The sequence below is a fragment of the Pseudomonas sp. PDM10 genome, assembly GCF_014852295.1.
GTDB lineage: Bacteria > Pseudomonadota > Gammaproteobacteria > Pseudomonadales > Pseudomonadaceae > Aquipseudomonas.
Genome location: NZ_JACVBJ010000007.1, coordinates 117,974 through 140,090, shown reverse-complemented (window position 1 = coordinate 140,090; position 22,117 = coordinate 117,974). Strand labels below are relative to the sequence as shown.

At 56.9% G+C, this 22,117-nt stretch carries 21 protein-coding genes, 3 tRNA genes and 1 pseudogene; 6 read left to right on the top strand and 19 right to left on the bottom strand.

Annotation, left to right across the window (positions count from 1 at the left end):
* Positions 1-26: 26 nt before the first annotated feature.
* The 7 genes from lon to IB252_RS23795 all read right to left on the bottom strand — a co-directional run bounded on the left by lon (position 27) and on the right by IB252_RS23795 (position 6,773).
* Positions 27-2,423 carry an endopeptidase La gene (gene lon / locus IB252_RS23825; protein ID WP_008148424.1) on the bottom strand — a complete coding sequence of 799 codons (2,397 nt, stop codon included), beginning with the start codon at positions 2,421-2,423 and terminating at the stop codon, positions 27-29.
* Between the two features lie 161 nt (positions 2,424-2,584).
* A complete protein-coding gene (clpX, locus tag IB252_RS23820) occupies positions 2,585-3,868 on the bottom strand; it encodes an ATP-dependent Clp protease ATP-binding subunit ClpX (RefSeq protein WP_007946893.1) in 1,284 nt (427 codons plus the stop codon).
* Positions 3,869-3,979: 111 nt separating this feature from the next.
* A complete protein-coding gene (clpP, locus tag IB252_RS23815) occupies positions 3,980-4,615 on the bottom strand; it encodes an ATP-dependent Clp endopeptidase proteolytic subunit ClpP (protein WP_033057292.1) in 636 nt (211 codons plus the stop codon).
* A 93-nt stretch (positions 4,616-4,708) separates the two neighbouring features.
* Positions 4,709-6,019, bottom strand: a complete 1,311-nt coding sequence (gene tig, locus IB252_RS23810; RefSeq protein ID WP_192410467.1) for a trigger factor — start codon at positions 6,017-6,019, stop codon at positions 4,709-4,711.
* A gap of 422 nt (positions 6,020-6,441) precedes the next feature.
* Positions 6,442-6,526 (bottom strand) — tRNA-Leu (locus tag IB252_RS23805).
* Between the two features lie 54 nt (positions 6,527-6,580).
* Positions 6,581-6,656 (bottom strand) — tRNA-His (locus IB252_RS23800).
* 40 nt (positions 6,657-6,696) lie between these two features.
* Positions 6,697-6,773 (bottom strand) — tRNA-Arg (locus IB252_RS23795).
* Positions 6,774-7,052: 279 nt separating this feature from the next.
* On the opposite strand from IB252_RS23795, the gene folD reads away from it, so the two are divergent.
* From folD to pbpG, 3 genes are all read left to right on the top strand, one after another.
* Positions 7,053-7,907: a bifunctional methylenetetrahydrofolate dehydrogenase/methenyltetrahydrofolate cyclohydrolase FolD gene (gene folD / locus IB252_RS23790; RefSeq protein ID WP_008148421.1), complete on the top strand. Its 855-nt coding sequence runs from the start codon at positions 7,053-7,055 to the stop codon at positions 7,905-7,907.
* Positions 7,908-8,111: 204 nt separating this feature from the next.
* Positions 8,112-8,894 carry a methanethiol S-methyltransferase gene (gene mddA / locus IB252_RS23785; RefSeq protein ID WP_192410466.1) on the top strand — a complete coding sequence of 261 codons (783 nt, stop codon included), beginning with the start codon at positions 8,112-8,114 and terminating at the stop codon, positions 8,892-8,894.
* 217 nt (positions 8,895-9,111) lie between these two features.
* On the top strand, positions 9,112-10,050 hold the full coding sequence (pbpG, locus tag IB252_RS23780; protein ID WP_192410465.1) for a D-alanyl-D-alanine endopeptidase: 939 nt from the start codon (positions 9,112-9,114) through the stop codon (positions 10,048-10,050).
* Positions 10,051-10,104: 54 nt separating this feature from the next.
* Here pbpG and IB252_RS23775 read toward each other — a convergent pair whose 3' ends face one another.
* The 3 genes and pseudogenes from IB252_RS23775 to IB252_RS23765 all read right to left on the bottom strand — a co-directional run bounded on the left by IB252_RS23775 (position 10,105) and on the right by IB252_RS23765 (position 11,367).
* On the bottom strand, positions 10,105-10,320 hold the full coding sequence (locus IB252_RS23775; protein WP_111449085.1) for a hypothetical protein: 216 nt from the start codon (positions 10,318-10,320) through the stop codon (positions 10,105-10,107).
* Between the two features lie 17 nt (positions 10,321-10,337).
* Positions 10,338-10,544: a DUF6021 family protein gene (locus tag IB252_RS23770; protein WP_008148414.1), complete on the bottom strand. Its 207-nt coding sequence runs from the start codon at positions 10,542-10,544 to the stop codon at positions 10,338-10,340.
* A gap of 93 nt (positions 10,545-10,637) precedes the next feature.
* Positions 10,638-11,367 (bottom strand): annotated as a pseudogene (locus tag IB252_RS23765) (peptidase C39 family protein).
* A 167-nt stretch (positions 11,368-11,534) separates the two neighbouring features.
* Between IB252_RS23765 and IB252_RS23760 the strand changes: the two are divergent.
* The gene (locus tag IB252_RS23760; RefSeq protein WP_165934015.1) at positions 11,535-11,702 is read left to right on the top strand and encodes a hypothetical protein; all 168 of its coding nucleotides are present in this window, start codon (positions 11,535-11,537) and stop codon (positions 11,700-11,702) included.
* Positions 11,703-11,781: 79 nt separating this feature from the next.
* Here the strand turns inward: IB252_RS23760 and IB252_RS23755 are convergent, their stop codons facing one another.
* On the bottom strand, positions 11,782-12,531 hold the full coding sequence (locus IB252_RS23755) for a TerC family protein (protein WP_192410463.1): 750 nt from the start codon (positions 12,529-12,531) through the stop codon (positions 11,782-11,784).
* 27 nt (positions 12,532-12,558) lie between these two features.
* A complete protein-coding gene (locus tag IB252_RS23750) occupies positions 12,559-12,801 on the bottom strand; it encodes a hypothetical protein (RefSeq protein WP_111449088.1) in 243 nt (80 codons plus the stop codon).
* Positions 12,802-12,935: 134 nt separating this feature from the next.
* Here IB252_RS23750 and nhaR point away from each other — a divergent pair, with 134 nt between their 5' ends.
* Positions 12,936-13,835 (top strand): transcriptional activator NhaR, encoded by a 900-nt coding sequence (gene nhaR / locus IB252_RS23745; RefSeq protein ID WP_192410462.1) that lies wholly within the window; start codon positions 12,936-12,938, stop codon positions 13,833-13,835.
* A 4-nt stretch (positions 13,836-13,839) separates the two neighbouring features.
* Here nhaR and IB252_RS23740 read toward each other — a convergent pair whose 3' ends face one another.
* Positions 13,840-14,994, bottom strand: coding sequence for an MFS transporter (locus IB252_RS23740; protein ID WP_111449089.1), 1,155 nt, complete (start codon positions 14,992-14,994; stop codon positions 13,840-13,842).
* 281 nt (positions 14,995-15,275) lie between these two features.
* On the opposite strand from IB252_RS23740, the gene sstT reads away from it, so the two are divergent.
* Positions 15,276-16,508 (top strand): serine/threonine transporter SstT, encoded by a 1,233-nt coding sequence (gene sstT, locus IB252_RS23735; RefSeq protein WP_192410461.1) that lies wholly within the window; start codon positions 15,276-15,278, stop codon positions 16,506-16,508.
* A gap of 151 nt (positions 16,509-16,659) precedes the next feature.
* Here sstT and IB252_RS23730 read toward each other — a convergent pair whose 3' ends face one another.
* The 6 genes from IB252_RS23730 to IB252_RS23705 all read right to left on the bottom strand — a co-directional run bounded on the left by IB252_RS23730 (position 16,660) and on the right by IB252_RS23705 (position 21,825).
* Positions 16,660-17,169, bottom strand: a complete 510-nt coding sequence (locus tag IB252_RS23730) for a DUF1993 family protein (protein WP_008148402.1) — start codon at positions 17,167-17,169, stop codon at positions 16,660-16,662.
* A gap of 155 nt (positions 17,170-17,324) precedes the next feature.
* On the bottom strand, positions 17,325-18,263 hold the full coding sequence (locus IB252_RS23725) for an SdiA-regulated domain-containing protein (protein ID WP_192410460.1): 939 nt from the start codon (positions 18,261-18,263) through the stop codon (positions 17,325-17,327).
* Complete coding sequence (locus IB252_RS23720; protein WP_192410459.1) at positions 18,260-19,780, bottom strand: ArnT family glycosyltransferase; 1,521 nt, start codon at positions 19,778-19,780, stop codon at positions 18,260-18,262. Before IB252_RS23720 ends, IB252_RS23725 begins: the two co-directional genes overlap by 4 nt.
* A 3-nt stretch (positions 19,781-19,783) precedes the next feature.
* Positions 19,784-20,062, bottom strand: coding sequence for a lipid-A-disaccharide synthase N-terminal domain-containing protein (locus IB252_RS23715; RefSeq protein ID WP_008148397.1), 279 nt, complete (start codon positions 20,060-20,062; stop codon positions 19,784-19,786).
* A complete protein-coding gene (locus IB252_RS23710) occupies positions 20,059-20,799 on the bottom strand; it encodes a glycosyltransferase family 2 protein (RefSeq protein WP_192410458.1) in 741 nt (246 codons plus the stop codon). The genes IB252_RS23715 and IB252_RS23710 overlap by 4 nt, the downstream gene beginning before the upstream one ends.
* 48 nt (positions 20,800-20,847) lie before the next feature.
* A complete protein-coding gene (locus IB252_RS23705) occupies positions 20,848-21,825 on the bottom strand; it encodes an NAD-dependent epimerase (RefSeq protein ID WP_111449094.1) in 978 nt (325 codons plus the stop codon).
* Positions 21,826-22,117 lie beyond the last annotated feature (292 nt).

The following is a 22,117-nucleotide window of genomic DNA, read 5'->3' as shown; positions in this document are numbered from 1 at the left end:
CAACAAGCCACCCAGGCAAATGCGTACTAATGCGTGCTAATTCTTTCCTTAGAGTCAGACTCGCGTTTTTCATCCTTGGCGACTATCTCTGGAGCGACATCTGGCAAGGGCTCCGGCGCGTATTGCAGCGCAATTTGCAGGACCTCGTCAATCCATTTAACCGGTTTAATCTGCAGATCTTGCTTGATATTGTCAGGAATTTCCTTCAGATCGCGTACGTTCTCTTCAGGAATGATCACCGTCTTGATTCCGCCACGGTGAGCAGCGAGCAGTTTTTCTTTCAAGCCGCCAATCGCCAGCACCTGACCACGCAGCGTAATTTCGCCAGTCATGGCGACGTCCGCGCGCACAGGGATCCCGGTCAATGCCGACACCAGAGCCGTGCACATGCCCACACCGGCGCTAGGGCCGTCCTTCGGGGTCGCCCCTTCCGGCATGTGGATGTGCGTGTCGCGCTTCTCGTGGAAGTCCAGGGGAATCCCCAGGCTCTTCGCACGACTGCGAACAACGGTCAGGGCCGCAGTGATCGATTCGACCATGACGTCACCCAGGGAACCGGTCTTGATCAACTGGCCCTTACCCGGTACGACGGCGGCTTCGATGGTCAGCAATTCACCGCCCACTTGAGTCCACGCCAGCCCGGTAACCTGACCGATCTGATCCTGCGATTCAGCCAGTCCGTAGCGGAATTTGCGTACACCCAGGAAGTGTTCCAGCATCTCGGCAGTGACCTTCACCGAGAAGCGTTTTTCCATTGCATGCTCTTTGACCGCCTTGCGGCAAACCTTGGCAATCTGGCGCTCCAGCCCACGTACACCGGCTTCGCGGGTGTAGTAGCGGATGATGTCGCGGATCGCTTCGGCGTCGAATTCCAGCTCGCCTTTTTTCAAACCGTTGGCAGTAATCTGCTTTGGCGAAAGGTATTTGACGGCGATGTTGATTTTTTCGTCTTCGGTGTAACCCGGCAGACGAATCACTTCCATCCGGTCCAGCAAGGCGGGTGGAATGTTCATGGAGTTCGAGGTGCAAAGGAACATCACATCGGACAGGTCGTAGTCGACTTCCAGATAGTGATCGTTGAAGTTGTGGTTCTGCTCAGGGTCGAGCACTTCCAGCAACGCCGACGCCGGATCGCCGCGCATGTCGCTGCCCATTTTGTCGATTTCATCGAGCAGGAACAGCGGGTTACGGACGCCCACTTTTGTCATCTTTTGAATCAATCTTCCTGGCATCGAACCGATATAAGTACGGCGATGACCACGAATTTCCGCTTCATCACGCACGCCACCGAGGGCCATGCGCACGAATTTGCGATTGGTGGCGTGAGCAATCGACTCCGCCAGAGAGGTTTTACCCACCCCGGGAGGACCGACCAGGCACAACACCGGACCACGAATTTTCTTCACACGTTTTTGCACGGCGAGGTATTCGAGGATCCGCTCTTTGACTTCTTCCAGACCATAGTGGTCTGCATCGAGAATGTCTTCTGCGCGCGCCAGGTCCAGGCGCACTTTGCTCTGCGCCTTCCACGGCACCTGAACCAGCCAGTCAATATACGAGCGCACCACGGTCGCTTCGGCAGACATTGGCGACATTTGCTTTAACTTGTTCAGTTCACCCTGGGCTTTGGCCAAGGCGTCTTTCGGCAGACCGGCGGCATCGATGCGCTTTTTCAGCTCTTCGATTTCGTTGTGGCCTTCGTCGCTGTCGCCGAGCTCTTTCTGAATGGCCTTCATCTGCTCATTCAGGTAGTACTCGCGCTGGCTGCGCTCCATTTGTTTTTTGACGCGACCGCGAATGCGTTTTTCGACTTGCAGCAGGTCGATCTCGGCATCCAGCAACGCCAGAACGTGCTCGACCCGGGCCGACAAATCGATGATTTCGAGGATTTCCTGCTTCTGCTCGATCTTCAGGGCCATGTGTGCGGCCATGGTGTCGACCAGGCGACCTGGTTCGTCGATGCTGTTGAGCGACGACAGGACTTCAGCCGGGACTTTCTTGCCCAACTGCACATATTGTTCGAACTGAGCCAGCAGGCTGCGAACGAACACTTCCGACTCACGCTCTGGCGCGTCGACTTCGTCGATCAATGAGACTTCGGCACGGCAGTGGCCGTCCACTTCGCTGAAACGCTCAACGGCGCCCCGCTGCTCACCTTCGACCAAAACCTTGACCGTGCCGTCAGGCAGCTTGAGCAGCTGTAGAACGGTCGCAATGGTACCTACGCGATAAAGTGCTTCTTCACCGGGATCGTCGTCAGCAGGGTTTCTCTGAGCCAGCAGAAGGATCTGCTTGTCGCCCGTCATCGCTGCCTCGAGGGCTTCGATGGATTTCTCACGCCCCACGAACAGCGGGATAACCATGTGCGGATAAACCACAACATCACGCAATGGCAGGAGAGGCAATTCGATGGTTGTCTTCATGATTTCGCCTCTACGGCGGCCATAAGGCCGTAAACAGATGGAAGTGAGCTTGAAACCAAGATGGGGGCTACCTTCAAAAAAAACAAGCTTAAAGAAGGTGTTAAAACGCGCAAAAAGCAAAGGGGCCCGAAGGCCCCTTCTTTATTCCAGCAGCGTGACGCTTAGGCGTCTGGCGCTGCCTTGGCAGCCGGCTCACTGTTTTCGTAGATATACAGTGGCTTGGACTTGCCTTCTATAACGCTTTCGTCGATCACTACTTTACTCACCTCGGACTGCGAGGGAATTTCATACATAGTGTCGAGCAGTACACCTTCGAGAATCGAACGCAATCCACGGGCACCGGTTTTGCGTTCCAGGGCACGTTTAGCGACCGATTTCAGAGCGTCGGCCCGGAATTCCAGGTCCACACCTTCCATCTCGAACAGCTTGGCATACTGTTTGGTCAGGGCATTTTTCGGCTCGGTGAGAATCTGCATCAGCGCAGCCTCATCAAGCTCGTCCAGCGTGGCAAGTACCGGCAGACGACCGACGAACTCCGGGATCAGACCGAACTTGACCAGATCGTCAGGCTCGACTTCACGCAGGGACTCACCGACTTTCTTGCCTTCTTCCTTGCTGCGCACTTCCGCGTTGAAACCGATACCGCCCTTGGTGGAACGGTTTTGAATAACCTTTTCCAGACCGGAGAACGCACCACCGCAGATGAACAGGATGTTACGGGTGTCGACCTGAAGGAATTCCTGCTGCGGATGCTTGCGACCACCTTGAGGCGGAACGGAAGCGACCGTGCCTTCGATCAACTTGAGCAGGGCCTGCTGCACGCCTTCACCGGAAACGTCCCGGGTGATCGACGGGTTGTCAGATTTGCGCGAGATCTTGTCGATCTCATCGATGTAGACAATGCCCATCTGGGCCTTTTCTACGTCGTAATCGCACTTCTGCAGCAGCTTCTGAATGATGTTTTCGACATCCTCACCCACGTAACCTGCCTCGGTGAGGGTGGTTGCGTCGGCGATGGTGAACGGAACGTTCAGCAAGCGGGCCAGTGTTTCGGCAAGCAGGGTTTTACCCGAGCCTGTCGGGCCGATCAGCAAGATGTTGCTCTTGCCGAGTTCGACATCGTCATTCTTTTTGTCACGCTGGTTCAGGCGCTTGTAGTGGTTGTACACCGCTACGGCCAGTACCTTTTTCGCACGCTCCTGACCAATCACGTACTGATCAAGGATGCCGCTGATTTCTTTAGGCGAAGGCAATTTATGCGCGCTGCTTTCGGCCTGGGCTTCCTGCACCTCCTCACGGATGATGTCATTGCACAGGTCGACGCACTCGTCGCAGATAAAGACCGAGGGGCCGGCAATCAATTTGCGCACTTCATGCTGGCTTTTGCCACAGAAGGAGCAATAGAGCAGCTTGCCGTTGTCCTCGCCGTTGCGGGTGTCAGTCATTCGTTCGATCCAAATCCGATAGGCTTGCAACACAAGATGAAGGCTATTGCGGGCTTTTTCAAGCCCGCTGGTGTCGGACGCGCCGACCAAGCCTATTTTGAGCTGCTTATTTTAAGCGGGGCGCTGACTGATCACTTCATCGATCAACCCGTACTCACGCGCTGCTTCTGCACTCATGAAATTATCGCGGTTGGTATCGCGCTCGATTTCTTCAAGAGTGTGCCCGCTATGCTTGGCCATCAGCGTGTTGAGACGCTCACGAATGAAGAGGATTTCCTTGGCATGGATTTCGATGTCCGAAGCCTGACCCTGGAAACCGCCCAGTGGCTGGTGAATCATCACACGCGAGTTCGGCAGGCAGTAACGCTTGCCAGCAGCACCGGCCGTCAACAGGAACGCACCCATGCTGCACGCTTGACCGATACAGGTAGTCGACACGTTTGGCTTGATGAACTGCATGGTGTCATAGATCGACATGCCCGCCGTCACCGAACCGCCCGGGGAGTTGATATAGAGATGGATGTCCTTGTCCGGGTTTTCCGCTTCAAGGAACAGCAGTTGCGCACAGATCAGGTTGGCCATGTAGTCCTCTACCGGACCAACCAGAAAGATCACTCGTTCCTTGAGAAGGCGCGAGTAGATGTCATAGGCGCGCTCGCCACGAGCAGATTGCTCGACAACCATCGGGACCAGGCCGCCTGCGGCCTGGATATCAGAGTTCTGCTGAATATACGAATTACGGAACATGCTCTGCAGTCACTCCCAAATAGTTATGTCTTGAATACGCATAAGCCAGCACGAAGGCTGGCTTATGGTGTGTACTTCTTACCGCAAAAACGATCAGTCGGCTTGTGGAGCTTCTACCGGCTTGACTGCTTCTTCGTAAGAGACCGATTTGTCGGTCACGCTAGCTTTCTGCAGAACAGTATCCACAACTTGTTCTTCCAGCACAACCGAACGAACTTCGTTCAGTTGCTGGTCGTTCTTGTAGTACCAAGACACAACCTGCTCAGGCTCCTGGTAAGCCGAAGCCATTTCCTGAATCATTTCACGAACGCGGGCTTCGTCAGGCTTGAGGTCGAATTGCTTGACCACTTCAGCCACGATCAGACCCAGCACAACACGGCGCTTGGCTTGCTCTTCGAACAGCTCGGCCGGCAGTTGCTCAGGCTTGATGTTGCCACCGAACTGCTGAACAGCCTGCACGCGCAGACGGTCAACTTCGTTGGACAGCAGAGCCTTAGGCACTTCGATCGGGTTGGTGGCCAGCAGACCGTCCATTACCTGATTCTTGACCTTGGATTTGATCGCCTGACGCAGTTCACGCTCCATGTTCTTGCGAACTTCGGTGCGGAAGCCTTCCAGGCCCGTTTCCTTGATGCCGAATTGAGCGAAGAATTCTTCGGTCAGTTCTGGCAGTTTTGGCTCGGAAACAGTGTTCACGGTTACGGTGAACTCAGCGGCTTTGCCTGCCAGGTCGAGGTTCTGATAGTCCTCTGGGAAGGTCAGGTTCAGAACGCGCTCTTCGCCGGCTTTAGCGCCAACCAGACCGTCTTCAAAACCAGGGATCATGCGGCCGGAACCCAGAATCAGCTGAGTACCTTTGGCGGAACCGCCAGCGAACACTTCACCGTCGACCTTGCCAACGAAATCGATGTTCAGCTGGTCTTCGTTTTGAGCAGCGCGATCGGCTACTTCAAAACGGGTGTTCTGCTTGCGCAGCACTTCCAGCATTTTGTCCAGATCGGCATCAGCCACGTCAGCGCTCAGGCGCTCAACCGCGATACCTTCGAAACCGGCAACGGTGAACTCAGGGAACACTTCGAAAATCGCGACGTATTCCAGATCTTTGCCGGCTTCCAGCGATTTCGGCTCGATCGAAGGAGCGCCAGCCGGGTTCAGCTTCTGCTCAACGACAGCTTCGTAGAAAGAGGACTGGATCACGTCGCCGACCGCTTCCTGACGTGCATCAGCACCAAAACGGCGCTTGATTTCACTCATTGGCACTTTGCCTGGACGGAAGCCAGCAATCTTGGCCTTTTGGGCAGTCTGCTGCAGACGCTTGTTGACCTGAGTCTCGATGCGCTCAGCCGGCACGGTGATGCTCATGCGGCGCTCAAGAGCAGAAGTATTTTCAACAGAAACTTGCATGGATATTCCTCGTTGCACAGACGTTAGCCGGCCGTTTCCGACCCCAGAATCAAGGGCATGCATTCTAGTGGGTCAAACTCAAGAAGTCACCCTACTGAAAACGGGTAAAAAAGCAGCAGGCAATTTATAGGCGGGGACAAACGGTTGTGCCTCGCCCTGTTAGCAAATACAGCCAATCATGCCAGGGCTCTGCACCAATCCTTCTATATATAGAAGGCATCGGCAATCCATCCCTGACAGTCGACCCCACAAGGGGACCAACGGGCGAATCAGCATCATCGAGAAACATAAATCCGACGATCCGAGCCACCCTCTCGACCCAGAACCTGCGGCCGCTTTGAAAATTCAGACTTCTAAAACAAAAACGGCGCAGCCCTTTTCAGGTGCTGCGCCGTTTTCTGCTATTAAATAGCTGTTTGTAATGGTGCGGACGGAGAGACTCGAACTCTCACACCTTGCGGCGCTGGAACCTAAATCCAGTGTGTCTACCAATTCCACCACATCCGCATCAAGCTTTTAAAGCAAAGGCGCCAGACTGTTAATCTGGCGCCTTTCTAAATATGGGGTGGACGAAGGGGATCGAACCCTCGACAACGGGAGTCACAATCCCGTGCTCTACCAACTGAGCTACGCCCACCATATTGCCATGTTGCGTTACTTGTGCCAAAGCTGCCTAATGGCGCACCCGGCAGGACTCGAACCTGCGACCATCCGCTTAGAAGGCGGATGCTCTATCCAGCTGAGCTACGGGCGCCTTGTTAATCTGTATTCTTGGACGATTACAAACTAAGTGCTTTCAGTCTCACCGAATTAAACATCAACTCTGCTCGACCTTCTTAACCAGTGCTAGGCTGTGCCCGACAAGTGCGACGAATGTTATAGGTGACCCTGAAGGTCGTCAACTCTTTTTTAAAAAAAATTCATTTAATTAAAGGGGTTAGGGGAATTTGCAGACCAAGCGCCTTTGCCCTCACCTCATGACATGCGAGAATGCGTTCTCTTTTTTTCCCCTCTCGATGGTTAATCACGCGCAATGACTGCACAACTAATCGACGGCAAATCGATCGCCGCCAGCCTGCGCCAGCAGATCGCCAAACGCGTCAACGAGCGTCGCCAGCAAGGTCTGCGCACGCCCGGCCTCGCGGTGATCCTGGTCGGCAGCGATCCCGCCTCTCAGGTTTATGTCTCGCACAAGCGTAAAGACTGTGAAGAGGTCGGCTTCATTTCCCAAGCCTACGACCTGCCTTCCGAAACCACTCAAGAAGCACTGACCGATCTGATCGATCGCCTGAACGACGACCCGGCAATTGACGGCGTTCTGCTTCAGCTTCCTTTACCCGAACACCTGGACGCATCCAAATTGCTGGAGCGCATTCGTCCAGACAAGGACGTCGACGGTTTCCACCCTTATAACGTCGGTCGCCTCGCCCAGCGTATTCCGCTGCTGCGCCCGTGCACCCCTAAAGGCATCATGACGTTGCTGGAAAGCACCGGTGTCGATCTCTACGGGATGGACGCAGTGGTTGTCGGGGCCTCCAACATTGTTGGCCGCCCGATGGCAATGGAATTGCTGCTGGCCGGCTGCACCGTGACCGTCACCCACCGCTTCACCAAGGATCTGGCAGGCCACGTCGGTCGCGCCGATCTGGTTGTCGTCGCTGCCGGCAAGCCGGGCCTCGTCAAAGGCGAGTGGATCAAGGAAGGCGCGATCGTGATCGACGTTGGCATCAATCGCCAGGAAGACGGCAAACTGGTCGGTGACGTGATCTACGACACCGCCCTGCCCCGCGCCGGCTGGATCACCCCAGTCCCGGGTGGCGTTGGCCCGATGACTCGCGCTTGCCTGCTAGAAAATACATTGTACGCAGCAGAGACACTGCACAGCTGATTCCACCGGCAATCGAACACACAGGAAACCCCGCCATTGGCGGGGTTTCCTGTTTTCAGACGCAGCTCAAGTAATGCCCTCTTAAAGACTGCAGGTCAGAGAAGCAGCGAACAGCCCATACCGTCCTAGACTGATACTCGAAACATCCTCATAAACCGTAGACGCGAATCGGGAAGTACGCGCAAAGCCTGGAAGGCATCACGCATGAAACCTCCTAACCTAACTGGACATCCTTTTTTCGTTTTCTCTGGAAAACTGGCCGGCTTGCTTTACAGCCTCTGCTGCTACCTGTTTTTCCTGCTGACCGTTCTCTATCTGATCGGATTTCTCGCAGGTATCGGAGTCCCCAAAGATATCAATTCAGGACCCGGCATCACATGGCCTCTGGCGGTACTGGTTGATGCCATTCTGATCACGTTGTTCGCCGTACAACACAGTGGCATGGCGCGAAAAAACTTCAAGCGATGGTGGATGAGGTTCATCCCCGCCACGCTCGAGCGCGCTACCTACGTACTTTCCAGTTGCCTGGTGCTCACCTTGTTGTTTGTGCTTTGGCAGCCTATCGCAACGCCCATCTGGAACGCCGAATCGCCGTGGGGCAAAGGGCTGCTCATCTCACTGTTCTGGCTAGGGTGGGGCATCGCGCTATTGGCAACCTTCCTGATCAGCCACTTTGAGCTATTCGGTGTGAAGCAAGCGCTTGATGCCTGGCGCAAGCGGATCCCCGAAAAGCCCACCTTCAAATCGCCATGGCTCTACAAACTTGTCCGCCATCCCTTGTACGCAGGCTTCCTGATTGCATTCTGGGCGACGCCCGAAATGACCGCCGGGCATCTTCTGTTTGCGATACTCAGTACCAGTTACATCCTGATCGGCGCGCATCTGGAAGAAAAAGACCTGGTCGATTCACTTGGAGAGGTATACCAGCGCTATCAGCAGGAGGTCGGAATGCTTGTGCCCAAGCGGAATCAGACCAAAGGGCGCTGAACACAAAACCCACCCACAATCTCTCAGGCACCCACATTGCCTGAGACTAAACCTGGCATAAGTATCTCCCTCCCACACCTTCACCTCATTTTTTTCATATAAAGCACTCGCCATACAGGCAGCTAGCGCTTTCGTAGCTCATACTCCTAAAATGCGTCGTTTTTAAAGAAACAACCCGTTACAAAACGGCTTATCCACACCTAACGAGTCTGCCAGCGTGAAAATCCGTCTTTCCATCCTGAGCCTATTTTTTGCATTTACAGGGACTTTCACCACGCCAATAGCCAACGCTGCCGACACCACTTCGGCACCGCGAGATACGTCATCACTGAAGATCGCCTCCGGCAGCGCATTGCTGATGGATCTGCAGACCAATAAAGTCATCTATGCCAGCAATCCTGACGTGGTGGTGCCAATCGCGTCCGTCAGCAAACTGATGACCGGCCTGGTCGTGGTTGAAGCCAGACAGAACATGGACGAATTCATCAACATCAACATCAGTGACACCCCGGAAATGAAAGGTGTGTTTTCCCGGGTCAAACTCAACAGCGAAATGCCGCGCAGGGAAATGCTGCTGATTGCCCTGATGTCCTCGGAAAACCGCGCTGCCGCGAGCCTGGCCCATCATTATCCGGGTGGCTACGTCGCGTTCATTGCCGCAATGAATGCCAAAGCGAAAGCACTGGGCATGACCAGCACGCACTTTGTCGAACCCACCGGCCTCTCCCCTCGCAACGTGTCCACGGCCCGCGACCTGAGCAAACTGCTGATCGCTGCGCACAAGTACCCACTGTTGACTGAGCTGAGTACGACCAAGGAAAAAACCGTCTCGTTCCGCAAACCCAACTACAGCCTGGGTTTCCGTAACACCGACCATTTGGTCAACAAGCCGAACTGGGACATCAAGCTGACGAAAACCGGCTTCACCAACGAGGCAGGTCACTGCCTGGTCCTGGTCACCAGCATGGGCAATCGCCCGGTTGCGCTGGTGATCCTCGACGCCTTTGGCAAGTACACGCATTTTGCCGATGCCAGCCGTATTCGCAGCTGGGTTGAAACCGGCAGGGGCACGAACGTGCCGTCTGTAGCCTTGCAGTACAAGTCCGACAAGAATCTCAAGCATCGTCAGAGTGGCGTGGTTGAAGCGTCAAAATAAGTAAACGACAAGCAAAAGAAAGCCCCGATTATTCGGGGCTTTTTTCGTCCGGCGTCAGTCATTGGGCAGCGGCATCTGGTCGTCATCCGGAATGCCGTCCCCGGCACTCGGATCTCTCGTGCGGTGGGGATGTTCCGTTGGCACTACCATCGGACGCGCCAAGGGATCCCTTAACGGATCGTTCGGGTCCATCACAGGGTCAACGCTCTCTTGTGGCGTGGTTGGAACGCTGTCCGGACGTTTGTCGTCAAAACTCGAATCGGTAGACATACGCACCTCACTCAGGCTCAGGGTTTCAGATTGGCAAGTGGATCGTAAGGCTTCGCGGGAGCCTTGGTATTGTCGCCTGGCTTCACATCCCTGGGCGCCTTGGCAGGTCCGATGGGGTCGACCTGAGGATCGGCGAGGTCTGGCGAATCGGGATCGAAGCCCAATTCATCACCCGAAGAATGCTCAGACGAATGTGGGCCGACAGGGGTAGTGGAATGTGCCATGGGCGCCTCCTTTGAGTCCGGCCCGGAAAAACCAGGCCCTTCTCCATTAGAGGTCGGCAAAGTGCAAGGGTGCCCGATAAATGACGAACGGACTTATTGCGCGTTCAGCGCTTTCTTCGCCGTGGCGGCTGCCTGCTCCTGACCTGCCTGGGCAAGGTCGCTCGCGGCCTTGAGCCATCGCTGTTGATCGACATTGGCCGGCAGTTGATTCGGCTTCTGAATCAGCACGGCCCAGCCACCGGCATCCTTGAGCGCCGATTCAAACGAACCGAAGCCCATCAACTCCCGATGATTCATGCCCGAGCGCAGCAGCACGGTCTGCTTCTGGCGGTTGTACCCGGCAAGAATGGCGTAACGCGGTTCAGCCCAGAACGCCGAGCCTTCCGTGAAACGCACCATCACCGGGTAACCGGCCGCAACCTGGGTCAACAGGGCAGGCAGATTGCTGTCGAGGGGATAGACGACCATGCCGTACTCGCGAGCGAGGTTTTGCATGTTCTGCTGCAACTGGGCTTCGGCACCCGGCAAATGCAACGGTTTTTCGAGCAAGCCTGGCGTAATCACAATGCCTTGCTGGGACAACATGCTGGCCAGCACTTGCGGTCCACTCTGATTCGCCACGCCACGGTAGAACGTACCACTGAGCTCGACTCGCTCCGGCAGGCGCTTGATTTCAGGTGCCACACTCCCCGCGCAGCCAGCCAGACCTGCTACGCAGCCAACGACCAGCACTAAAGATCGAACTCGAGAAAATACCCGCACCATTATTACTCTCTTGATTTGGACGCCAGGTATTCGCGCTCCCGGCTTGGCCGTCGATCATAGGACGCCGCGCGGCAACGGTATAGCCTTAACCGGCAGATGATGGGATTCGATAGAGCGAACTGATTGGTGACAGCCCACCTTTGGTCAATAGCCTGAAACACAGCAGCGACTAGACTGTCATTTGCAAAGAGTGTGTGCCCGCAGCAGGGCGAAGAGGAGGCACTGATGAGCCTGACAATGACCATTGTGATGTTGATTTCTGGCTGGCTGGCCGTTGCCGCCGCCATGTTATGGGGGGTCCTGCGCATTACCCGCCGGCACCATCATCCGGCTCAGTCGACGCCAGTGGCGAAACCCGATAAAACCGCAGAACAGCACGCTACCGCGCACTGACCGGCACCCCTTAGATCTCCAGACAAAAACGGCCGCCTGGGCTCTTTCGAGCGCAGGCGGCCGTTTCGTTTAGCGCCAGTTAAGCTTCAGCGGCTATACGCTTCTGCTTCGCCCGTCGCGACATCATGTTCAAACCCTCGATCGTCGCCGAGAACGCCATGGCCGCATACAAGTAGCCTTTCGGTACATGGGCGCCGAAGCCTTCGGCGATCAGCGTCATGCCGATCATGATCAGGAAGCCCAGCGCCAGCATCACCACCGTCGGGTTGTCGTTGATGAACTTGGCCAGGGGATCAGCCGCCAGCAACATCACCAGTACCGACACCACCACCGCGATGATCATGATCGGCAAATGCTCGGTCATGCCGACAGCGGTAATGATGCTGTCGATAGAGAACACCATGTCCAGCAGCAGGATCTGACCGATCGCGGCGGCAAAGCCCAGGGTCACGGTCGAGGTGGCCGACGTTGGATCTTCCGGCGCCGGGTCCATGCTGTGATGGATCTCGGTGGTGGCCTTCCACAACAGGAACAGGCCGCCGGCGATCAGGATCATGTCCTTCCAGGAGAACGTCTGGCCGAAGATATCGATCACAGGCTCAGTCAACTGGACGATGAACGCGATGGTGCTCAGCAGCGCCAGTCGCAGGATCAGCGCCATGCCGATACCAATGCGCCGCGCCTTCTGCCGGTGCTGCTCAGGCAGTTTGTTGGTCAGGATCGAAATGAAGATCAGGTTATCGATGCCGAGCACGATTTCCATGACGATCAACGTCGCCAGGGCGACCCAGGCAGTAGGGCTTGCAATAAGTTCTAAAAGGTATTCCATGGGTCAGTCCTGACTCTTTAAGACGGTTTAGATTTCCTGGGACGTAGATTCGGTTTTGTCCGTTTCTTTGGCCGGTTGTTCTTTCTTGCTGATCAGCCCGCCAGTGGCATCACTGATTGCCTGTTCTGCGGCTTTGTGGGTGTCGTCGATCGCTTGTTTGGCGGTTTCGGCAGCCTTGTCCATCAGTTGCTGAGCGCTTTTTTCGGCCTGGTCACAACCGGCCAATACCAGTAAAGACGTGATCAGCAGTGCCGTGGTTTTAAGCTTCATGATGCTTTCCTCGATAGAACAGACAGGGCGAAAAGGCCACCCGTCGATAGCGGGGCATTCTAGGGAGGCAAACACTTCAGGAAAATTCGTATTTTTAGCGGTTATACTTCGGTTTTAACGAACTGTAGGTCGCCATGCTCAACTATCGACAGCTGCATTACTTCTGGGTGGTGGCCAAGACCGGCAGCATTGTGCGCGCCTGCGAGCAGCTGAACCTGACGCCGCAGACCATCAGCGGGCAGATTTCCCTGCTCGAACAAACCTATGGCATCGAGTTGTTTCGCCGAGTTGGCCGGCAGCTGGAACTCACCGAAGCCGGCCGTCAGACCCTGCCCTACGCCGAGCAAATGTTTCAGCTGGGCGGCGAACTGGAGCTGATGCTGCGGGCACAGCCCAACGAACAGCAGATTCTGTTTCGGGTTGGCGTGGCCGATGTGGTGCCCAAATCCATCGTCTATCGCCTGATCGCGCCGACCATGGAATTGAGCGAGCCGCTGCGCATCACCTGTCGCGAAGACAAACTCGAACGCCTGCTCGCCGACCTGGCGATCCAGCGGCTCGACCTGGTGATCTCCGACAGCCCGATGCCCTCGCACCTGGACATCAAGGGCTACAGCCAGAAACTCGGGGAATGCGGGATCAGCTTCTTCGCCACGGCTGAACTGGCGGCCCAATACGGTCAGGATTTCCCCCGCAGCCTGCACGGCGCACCGCTGCTGATTCCAGGGCCGGAGACCGTGGTGCGCAGTCGCTTGCAGCGCTGGTTTGCCGAGCAGCAGATACAGCCGCGCATCGTCGGCGAGTTCGACGACAGCGCCTTGATGCAGGCTTTCGGCCAATCCGGCAGCGGGATATTCATCGGCCCGAGCGTGATTGCCGATGAAGTGATACGCCAATACGGCGTGGAACTGATTGGCCAGACCGACGCGGTGACCGAGTCGTTCTACGCCATTTCGGTGGAACGCAAGGTCAAGCACCCCGGCATTGTCGCCATTACCGAAGGTGCCCGACGCGAGTTGTTCACCGGGATGTGAGATGTCAGGCGCAGACTTCGCGGGGCTTGAAGGTCATCAGCGCGATGGCCAGGAGGATCGAGGCGAGGATAAAAGCGGCCGCCGCGAAACCAAGACCTTGCAGGCCAACACCGTCGATGACCCTGCCGCCGATCATCGCGCCCAGGCCGATCCCGAGGTTAGCCCCGGCAATGTTCAGCGATGCCGCGAACGCCGGCGCTTCGGGTGCAGCCTTCATCAATCGCACGTGGCTGACCAGGAACAACGCTGCCTGAGTCACGCCCCAGATCCCCATCGCCGCTGCCAGACCCAGCGGCGAATGAATGTTCGGCACCAGCGCCACCAGGCCAGCGATCATGAACGCGCAGAACATCATCGAAGCCATCAACGGATGACGATCCACCGCGCGGCCGCCCAGCGAGTTGCCGATCAAGCCGACCGCGCCGAAGCCCATCAGGCACCAGCCGACCACCGTGCCGTTGAAACCGGCCAGGCGCTCAAGAATGTCCGCCAGGTAGGTGTAGGCGGTGAACATGCCGCTGAACACCAGGATCGACAGCAGCACATGCCCCACCATTAGCGGGCTGCGCAGGATCCTGAACTGCGAGCGGAAACTGACTTGATGCTGATGCAGATTGGTTTTCGGCAGGTAGATAAACAGCAGCAACGCCTTGGCAAACGCGATCACCGCCAGAAGGCCGAAGGCACTGCGCCAGCCGAACGCATCGGAGATCAGTGTGCCCACCGGAATGCCGAACACGGTGGCGCAGACAATCCCGAAACCGATCTTGGCGATGGCACGACCGGCGTAGTCCGGGCCGACAATGTCCACCGCGGTTTCACTGGCCAGCGCCCAGAACACCGGCAGCCCCAACGCGGGGATCAACCGGGCGACGGACATCACCCAGATATTCGGCGCAAACGCCGCGAGGGTATTGGCCAGGCCGAACATGATCAGCACCGAGATGAACAATTTGCGGCGCTCGAACCTTGCGAAATAGGCGGTCAGGAACGGCCCGAATGCGGCAACCGTGAAGGCGAACAAAGTCACCAGCAACCCCGCCTGGGGGATGCTGACTTCAAGGTCTCGAGCGATCGCCGGCAACAGGCCGACGATGATGAATTCCGTGGTCAGCACCGTGAAACCGGCAGCGGACAACAGAAGGATGGGCAACAGCATGCAGAACTCCAGAAAACGACAACACCAGCGATAGCCCGAAGGCCCACTGGCATGACTTGAAAATGAGGATGGCGAATCTTAACAGAGTGTTTCCGATCAGGGTTGCACGAACCTGCCGATCTTGTTGACCCCGCGGGCGGCAGATCGTCACAGGTCTGAAGGATGAAGACTACGCTGTGATAAAGTCCGCGCCCTGCGATACGTACACCCTGTTCATCGGCCATTGATTGGCATTGATGTCGCGATACCCCCGCACCTAATAAAATCAGAGATGCCGTTTTATGACCGCTTCATCCCCTTCGCTATGGTTACGCCTGCAACGCTTGAGCCTGGTTACACAAATCATCATCGGCCTGATCGCCGGGATTGCCCTGGCCCTGTTCGCACCGGAGGTGGCGAAGTCCACCGCGTTCATCGGCAAAGTCTTCGTATCGGCGCTTAAAGCTGTCGCGCCGATTCTGGTGTTCGTGCTGGTCATGGCCTCGATTGCCAACCACAAGCACGGCCAGGAAACCCACATCCGGCCGATTCTGTTTCTGTATCTGCTGGGAACGTTTGCGGCGGCGGTGGTGGCCGTTGTCGCCAGTACGCTGTTCCCGTCGAGCCTGGTGTTGGCCACTCACGACGTTGCTGTCACCGCGCCAGGCGGTATCAGTGAAGTGCTGCAAAGTCTGCTGTTGAGCGTGGTCGACAACCCGGTCAGCGCACTGATGAATGCCAACTTCATCGGCATTCTGGCGTGGGCGATTGGCATGGGCGTTGCCATTCGCCATGCCGGTGACACCACTCGCGAAGTGCTCGGCGACTTGTCCAACGGCGTTACCCTGATCGTGCGCTTGGTGATTCGTTTTGCGCCGCTGGGCATTTTCGGCCTGGTGGCTTCGACCCTCGCCACCTCCGGTTTCGGCGCCTTGATCGGCTATGTGCATCTGCTGGCGGTGCTGCTGGGCTGCATGCTGTTTGTGGCGCTGGTGATGAACCCGGTCATCGTGTTCTGGAAGCTGCGTCGCAACCCGTATCCATTGGTGATCACGTGCTTGCGCGAAAGCGGCATCACTGCGTTTTTTACGCGCAGCTCGGCGGCGAACATTCCGGTCAATCTCGAATTGAGCAAGCGCCTGGGCCTGCACGAAGACACCTACTCGGTCTCGATCCCGCTGGGCGCGACCATCAACATGGCGGGCGCGGCGATCACCATTACCGTGCTGACCCTGGCGGCCGTGCATACGCTGGGCATCGTCGTGGACATTCCGACCGCCATCCTGCTGAGCATCGTCGCGGCGATCTGTGCCTGTGGCGCTTCGGGCGTGGCGGGCGGCTCGTTGTTGTTGATTCCACTGGCGTGCAGCCTGTTTGGCATCCCCAGTGAAATCGCCATGCAGGTGGTTGCCGTCGGGTTCATCATCGGCGTGCTGCAGGACTCGGCGGAAACCGCGCTGAACTCCTCCACAGACGTACTGTTCACCGCGGCGGCGTGCCTGGGTGAAGACGAGAAAGCCCAACGGTTGGCGTAACAATGTACTTGTAGGAGCACGGCTTGCCGGCGATGGCGTACTTGAGATCGCCATCGCCGGCAAGGGCTAGGCGCCCCCCCAGCTCCTCCAGAGAGCCAACAAAAAGCCCGCCAAGGCGCGAACCTTGGCGGGCTTTTTTACGTCGGGAGGTTTAGAACGCGCCCATGTAATCGCGCTTACCGACTTCCACACCGTTGTGACGCAGCAGTGCGTAGGTGGTAGTGACGTGGAAGAAGAATTGCGGCAGACCGTAGCTCAACAGGTAAGCCTGGCCGGTAAAGCGCTTCTCTTTCGGCGTGCCCTGACGGGTGATGATTTCGATGCCTTCCTTGCCGTCGATCTGTTCCGGTTTGATCTCGCCGATGAAGGCCAGCACTTTGGCGATCAGCGCTTGCAGCTCGGCGAAGGTGGTTTCGGTGTCGTCGTACTTTGGCAGTTCAACTTCGGCCAGACGCGCGGAAACGCCCTTGGCGAAATCAACGGCGATCTGCACCTGACGGACCAGCGGGAACATGTCCGGGTACAGACGGGCTTGCAGGAAAGCATTCGGGTCGATGTTCTTGGCAGTGGCGTGGGCTTCGGCCTTGTTCAAAACGTCGCTCAGGGCGTTGAGCATTTGCTTGAAAACCGGAACGGAAGCGGCGTACAGAGAAATAGTCATGGCAGTCTCGTGTTGTGACAGGAGGGAAACGTGGGGCGATTATAGCCATGCACGGTCCCCTGCGGCGGGTCTTTTATCCGCAAGGGGAAACGTAGCGCAAGCTCTGAACGAGCTGCGCAAGTTAGCCCCCCGCCGGCATGAAAACCTCAAATTGATCAGTGTTTTTCTGCACTCGCCGACAGACCGGCCTTCGTTTGGGTGAACCGGTAAAACAGGTTGGGCTCGCTCACAATGTAAAGCTCGCCTTTATTGTCCATGGTCATGCCTTCGGCTTGCGGAAGCGTACGCTTGAGGTCACCCGCCAAGGCGCGCAGGGAGAGAATACTGACGAAGTTACCCTGCTGGTCCAGTTCGGTCAGGTTGCTGGACTCTTCGCTTAGCAACAGTAAGTGGCCGGTCCGAGGATCGTAGTAACCCTCGGAAAGGTCTTTGCTGAAAACGCCGCGGTCGACCCAGGACGTCAAGTCCTTGATACGGATCTGCATTCGGTTGCCAATGGAGCCGAGCATGCCGGTGATTGAGTACAGTTGCCGCGGATCACGCTCCTTGATAGCGAAGATGCGGTCATTGGCCGGGTCATAGGTCACACCTTCAAATCCCTTGTTATGCGCGCTGAGGTTGATCTCAATGGCGAGTGATTCGGTTTGATCCGCACGGATGGGTCCAGCGGTCTCCGGCAGGGTAAAAATGTGCAACCGCTGCTGCCGTTCATCAACGATGACCACCCGCCCTTTGCCCATGTAAGCGATGCCTTCGGTGTCCTCGAAACCGATCAATGGGTAGCGTTCGAGCAAATCGCCGTCACGGGTCAGCGCCAGAATTTCCATAGGCACACCATTGGTGATACCCAGAATGCGGTCGTGATCAGGGTCATAGGCGAGACCGGACATATCAGTGATGCCCGGGATCGGTTTGCCTTCGACCGCGACCTTGTAGTCTGGCAGCCAGATATTTTTGTCTGGCGCCTGATTGCCATACCAGCTGTTATGCCAGTGCGCGTACAACTGCCCGGGCCAGCCAAAATGAACGAAAACCCCACCAACGCCGACCAGCGCGGCGATCAGAACAATTCCAGCCTTCCTTGCCTTGCTCATACTTTTTCTCGATCCCAGGTAAATCGATAGACATTCACGGGTTGTCGCGGATGGCATTGGCCGTTATCGGCATCGGCGCCGACGATCGACCATTGCGCTCGGGAGGTTTCGCCCAACTCACGCGCGGCCTGAGGATTGAAACACTGGCTCAACAGTTCGTCGGGGACCAAGGCATACGCCTGAGGGTGTTCGCGCAACCACAGTGCCGCCTGCTCGACTGTGGAGCCGACCATCCCGAAGTGCACGATCGGTTGTCGCGCGAACAGCCAATGGCCCTCGCGCCAATTGACCAACACCAGGTCGGCGCCGTGGGTCATGGTCGCCGCTTGCGCCATGATCGCTTCGTGAGGGTTGGGACCGTCCTTGATCGGTTCGATGAAACCGCGGGCAATCCAAAGCGCAAACCAGGTCACGACCAGCGCCTGGAATACCCGCCGACCGCGCGGACGCTGACTGAACCAGCGTTTGAGTAACCAGGGAATCAGCGGTGCAGCCACCAGCACCAGCCCGGGCAGCGCCGGGTAGATGTACAACTTGCGCTTGCCGCTGCTGATACAGAAAAACAGCACCACCAGCACGACCCAGCCCAGCAGCACCAGCACTCGGCCGTCGTGCTTGCGCAGTTGCCGGCGCCAGGCGGGCACCAGCCACGGCAATGCCAGCACCAGCGGCAGCCAATATTGCGGGATCACGTGAACGAAGAAATACCAGAACGGCTCGCGATGGTCCCAGGCGGCGGCATAGCGTCCCGCGGTCTGGCGCAGCAGAATTTCTCGCGCATAGGCGATCTCTTCAGCAGTGCCATTGAGCGCGATGGACAAGGCCAAAGGCAGTAACCAGATCGCGATGGCGCCCAGCATGACCAGCAGTCCCAGCAGCCACTTGCGCGCCTCGCCGGGCATGGCCACCACACCGGGCCAGCCTTTGCGCACCGCATAGGCATACGGAATCAGCATCAGGGCCGGAACGAAGCCGACCCCTTTGGTGATCACACCAATGCCCATGGCGGCGCAGCCCAGGTAGAACCAGCGCCAGGCGGGCCCGAGCAACAGGTGCCGCGCCAGACCGTACATACCCACGGAGGTGAACAGAATCAAAAAGCTGTCGATCTGACCGGTCTGCAGGATGCTGTAGGTCTGATAGGTCGCCAGGTACAAGAGCGCCGCCATCCGGCCCGCACGTTGATGCCATAACCGGCGGCCAAGGTCATAAACCACGGCGGTGACCGTCACGGCCGATAGAAGACCCGGCAGATACAGGGCGATGGAGGGTTTCCCGGTGAGCCAGGCGAAGAACGCCACCGTCCACATGAAAATCGGCGGTTTGTCGCCATAGATCTCTGCCGCACGGTGCGGAATCAGCCACGAGCCGTGCTGCAGCATCTCGAGCGCAACACCAAGGAATCGCTCCTCGTCGACATTCTGCGGCTGACGCAGTCCTAGTCCGGCACCGATCAAAACCAGGGCGAGTACCATCAAACCCAGGCATTCGACCCGGGGTGATAACGTTCTGCGCATGACTCAGTCCTTTAAGTGTTTGCTGCGAGCAATCAACTGCAAATTGCGCAGATAAACGATCGAGCCAAAGGCTTGACCGGCAATGAATACCGGGTCCTCCCGGTAAATGGCATAAGCGAGCAACAGGGCGCTACCGACGATGCTCAGGTACCAGAAACTCACTGGAATCACGCTGCGTTTCTTGTATTCGCTGTAAAGCCACTGCAAGACGAAGCGACCGGTAAAGGCTATCTGGCCGGCGAAGCCGACCACCAGCCACAGGGTTTCACGGGAGAGATTCATCCTTCGATTTCCTGCGCAGTGGCGTTCAGGCGCGTGCGCCGGATCAGCCACCAGACGCCGATCAGGTCGAGAATGCCCACCAGGGCACGGTCCAGGTTGCCGTATTTGGAGACCCCGGCTGTGCGGTGACGGTGGTTGACCGGGTGAGTGATCATTCGGCCGTTATGGCGCTGGATCAGTGCAGGAATGTACCGATGCATATGATCGAAGTACGGCAGGCGCAAAAACGCCGCCCGCTCGATCAACTTCAATCCACACCCGGTGTCCGGTGTCTGGTCCTTGAGCATGCGGCTGCGCAATCCATTGGCAAACCGTGAGGCCCAGCGCTTGCTCGCGTTGTCGCGGCGGTTGACCCGGTGCCCGGCCACCAACTGAAGGCCGGCCAGCCCTTGTTCACCGCGCACCAGCGCCAACATCCCGGGGATGTCCGCAGGATCATTCTGGCCATCGCCATCGAGCGTGGCCAGCCACTGCCCCTTGGCAGCCAGCGCTGCATGGTAAAGCGAGGTGCTTTGCCCAAGCGAACGCTCATGACGCAGGATCCGCAGCGTGCTCAGGCCATTGTTTTTGATCTGCCGCAGTTCGTGCAAGGTGGCATCGGTACTGCCATCGTCCACGACGATGATTTCGTACGCCTCGTCGGCCAAGGCTGTGCGCACTTCTTCAATCAATGGCTTCAGGTTGTTTGCTTCATTTTTTGCAGGAATCAGTACAGATACAAAAATTTCATGACTCATAGGGTCCCCCCTTTAATCCTTGGTTTCTTATTATCAAGGGCGAACATTTCATCTCTGATAAAAGTGGCGATACCACTTTACAAATTCCGCTACACCCGCCTCCACCGTCACCTGAGGGTGGAAGTCGACCCATTGGGTCAATGCCGATACGTCAGCCCAAGTCTTGACCACATCGCCAGGCTGCAGTGGTAGAAAGTTGCGTTGCGCTTTGATCCCCAGCGTCGACTCCAGACAATCGACGAACTCCAGCAGTGCTACCGGCATGCCACGCCCGATATTGAAAATCCGGTTAACGCCGTCGCCCTCCCCGTCCGGGATCGGCGGCCGAAGGCGCAAACGGGCGACACTTTCGACAATGTCGTCGATGTAAGTGAAGTCGCGCGCCATCTGGCCGTGATTATAGATATCAATCGGCAAACCGTTGAGGATCGCTTCGGTGAACTTGAACAGCGCCATGTCGGGGCGCCCCCAAGGTCCGTAAACGGTAAAAAAGCGTAGGCCGCTGGCCCTCAGGCCATACAAATGACAGTAGCTGTGAGCCATCAACTCATTAGCACGTTTGCTGGCCGCGTACAGTGAAATGGGATGATCGACAGCGTCTTCAATACTGAATGGCATTTTGCTGTTGGTACCGTACACCGAGCTGCTTGATGCATAGATCAGGTGCTCGGGACGATAGTGACGGCAAGCTTCCAGCACATTCAGAAAACCCACCAGGTTCGATTGCGCGTAGACGTCCGGGTTGTCCAGCGAATAGCGAACACCCGCCTGGGCCGCCAGGTGCACAACCTCGGTAAAACGATGTTCGTTGAACAACGCCATCAGTGCTGGTTTGTCGACGATATCCAGGGTCTGAAAACGAAAGCCAGGCAAGGATGCAAGGTCGTTAAGCCGTGCACGCTTGAGTTCAACACTGTAATAGTCGTTGAGGTTGTCGATGCCGATGACTTCAAGGCCTTCCCGGCACAAACGCTTAACAGTGTGATACCCGATGAAGCCGGCGGCGCCAGTGACCAGAACAGTCATTGGGAGTTCGCGCCGATCAGCGCATTGTTCTTGGCCAATACCCACGTCAGCTTCATGCTTTGCTCCATAGTCCAGTCAATAAGGCTTGTATCGTCGATGGGAGAACTACCAGATGCCCGCAATCAGGCCCGCCAGCTCTCGGCATGCATACGTTGCTCGCTGGATTGTAAAAATAGCGTTAATTATTCATTTAGGTTTTGTGACGATAGCAAGAACGCGTGACGAATTCAGTTGCCATTGACACACGTCAATCTACAGTGCATGCCAGCAGGAGAAAAATTGACCCCGGGAA

Excerpts from the sequence above, each read along its gene's own strand:
- lon (WP_008148424.1), bottom strand. The coding sequence starts at position 2,423 with ATGAAGACAACCATCGAATTGCCTCTCCTGCCATTGCGTGATGTTGTG.
- clpX (WP_007946893.1), bottom strand. The coding sequence starts at position 3,868 with ATGACTGACACCCGCAACGGCGAGGACAACGGCAAGCTGCTCTATTGC.
- clpP (WP_033057292.1), bottom strand. The coding sequence starts at position 4,615 with ATGTTCCGTAATTCGTATATTCAGCAGAACTCTGATATCCAGGCCGCA.
- tig (WP_192410467.1), bottom strand. The coding sequence starts at position 6,019 with ATGCAAGTTTCTGTTGAAAATACTTCTGCTCTTGAGCGCCGCATGAGC.
- folD (WP_008148421.1), top strand. The coding sequence starts at position 7,053 with ATGACTGCACAACTAATCGACGGCAAATCGATCGCCGCCAGCCTGCGC.
- mddA (WP_192410466.1), top strand. The coding sequence starts at position 8,112 with ATGAAACCTCCTAACCTAACTGGACATCCTTTTTTCGTTTTCTCTGGA.
- IB252_RS23775 (WP_111449085.1), bottom strand. The coding sequence starts at position 10,320 with ATGTCTACCGATTCGAGTTTTGACGACAAACGTCCGGACAGCGTTCCA.
- IB252_RS23770 (WP_008148414.1), bottom strand. The coding sequence starts at position 10,544 with ATGGCACATTCCACTACCCCTGTCGGCCCACATTCGTCTGAGCATTCT.
- IB252_RS23760 (WP_165934015.1), top strand. The coding sequence starts at position 11,535 with ATGAGCCTGACAATGACCATTGTGATGTTGATTTCTGGCTGGCTGGCC.
- IB252_RS23755 (WP_192410463.1), bottom strand. The coding sequence starts at position 12,531 with ATGGAATACCTTTTAGAACTTATTGCAAGCCCTACTGCCTGGGTCGCC.
- IB252_RS23750 (WP_111449088.1), bottom strand. The coding sequence starts at position 12,801 with ATGAAGCTTAAAACCACGGCACTGCTGATCACGTCTTTACTGGTATTG.
- nhaR (WP_192410462.1), top strand. The coding sequence starts at position 12,936 with ATGCTCAACTATCGACAGCTGCATTACTTCTGGGTGGTGGCCAAGACC.
- IB252_RS23740 (WP_111449089.1), bottom strand. The coding sequence starts at position 14,994 with ATGCTGTTGCCCATCCTTCTGTTGTCCGCTGCCGGTTTCACGGTGCTG.
- sstT (WP_192410461.1), top strand. The coding sequence starts at position 15,276 with ATGACCGCTTCATCCCCTTCGCTATGGTTACGCCTGCAACGCTTGAGC.
- IB252_RS23730 (WP_008148402.1), bottom strand. The coding sequence starts at position 17,169 with ATGACTATTTCTCTGTACGCCGCTTCCGTTCCGGTTTTCAAGCAAATG.
- IB252_RS23725 (WP_192410460.1), bottom strand. The coding sequence starts at position 18,263 with ATGAGCAAGGCAAGGAAGGCTGGAATTGTTCTGATCGCCGCGCTGGTC.
- IB252_RS23720 (WP_192410459.1), bottom strand. The coding sequence starts at position 19,780 with ATGCGCAGAACGTTATCACCCCGGGTCGAATGCCTGGGTTTGATGGTA.
- IB252_RS23715 (WP_008148397.1), bottom strand. The coding sequence starts at position 20,062 with ATGAATCTCTCCCGTGAAACCCTGTGGCTGGTGGTCGGCTTCGCCGGC.
- IB252_RS23710 (WP_192410458.1), bottom strand. The coding sequence starts at position 20,799 with ATGAGTCATGAAATTTTTGTATCTGTACTGATTCCTGCAAAAAATGAA.
- IB252_RS23705 (WP_111449094.1), bottom strand. The coding sequence starts at position 21,825 with ATGACTGTTCTGGTCACTGGCGCCGCCGGCTTCATCGGGTATCACACT.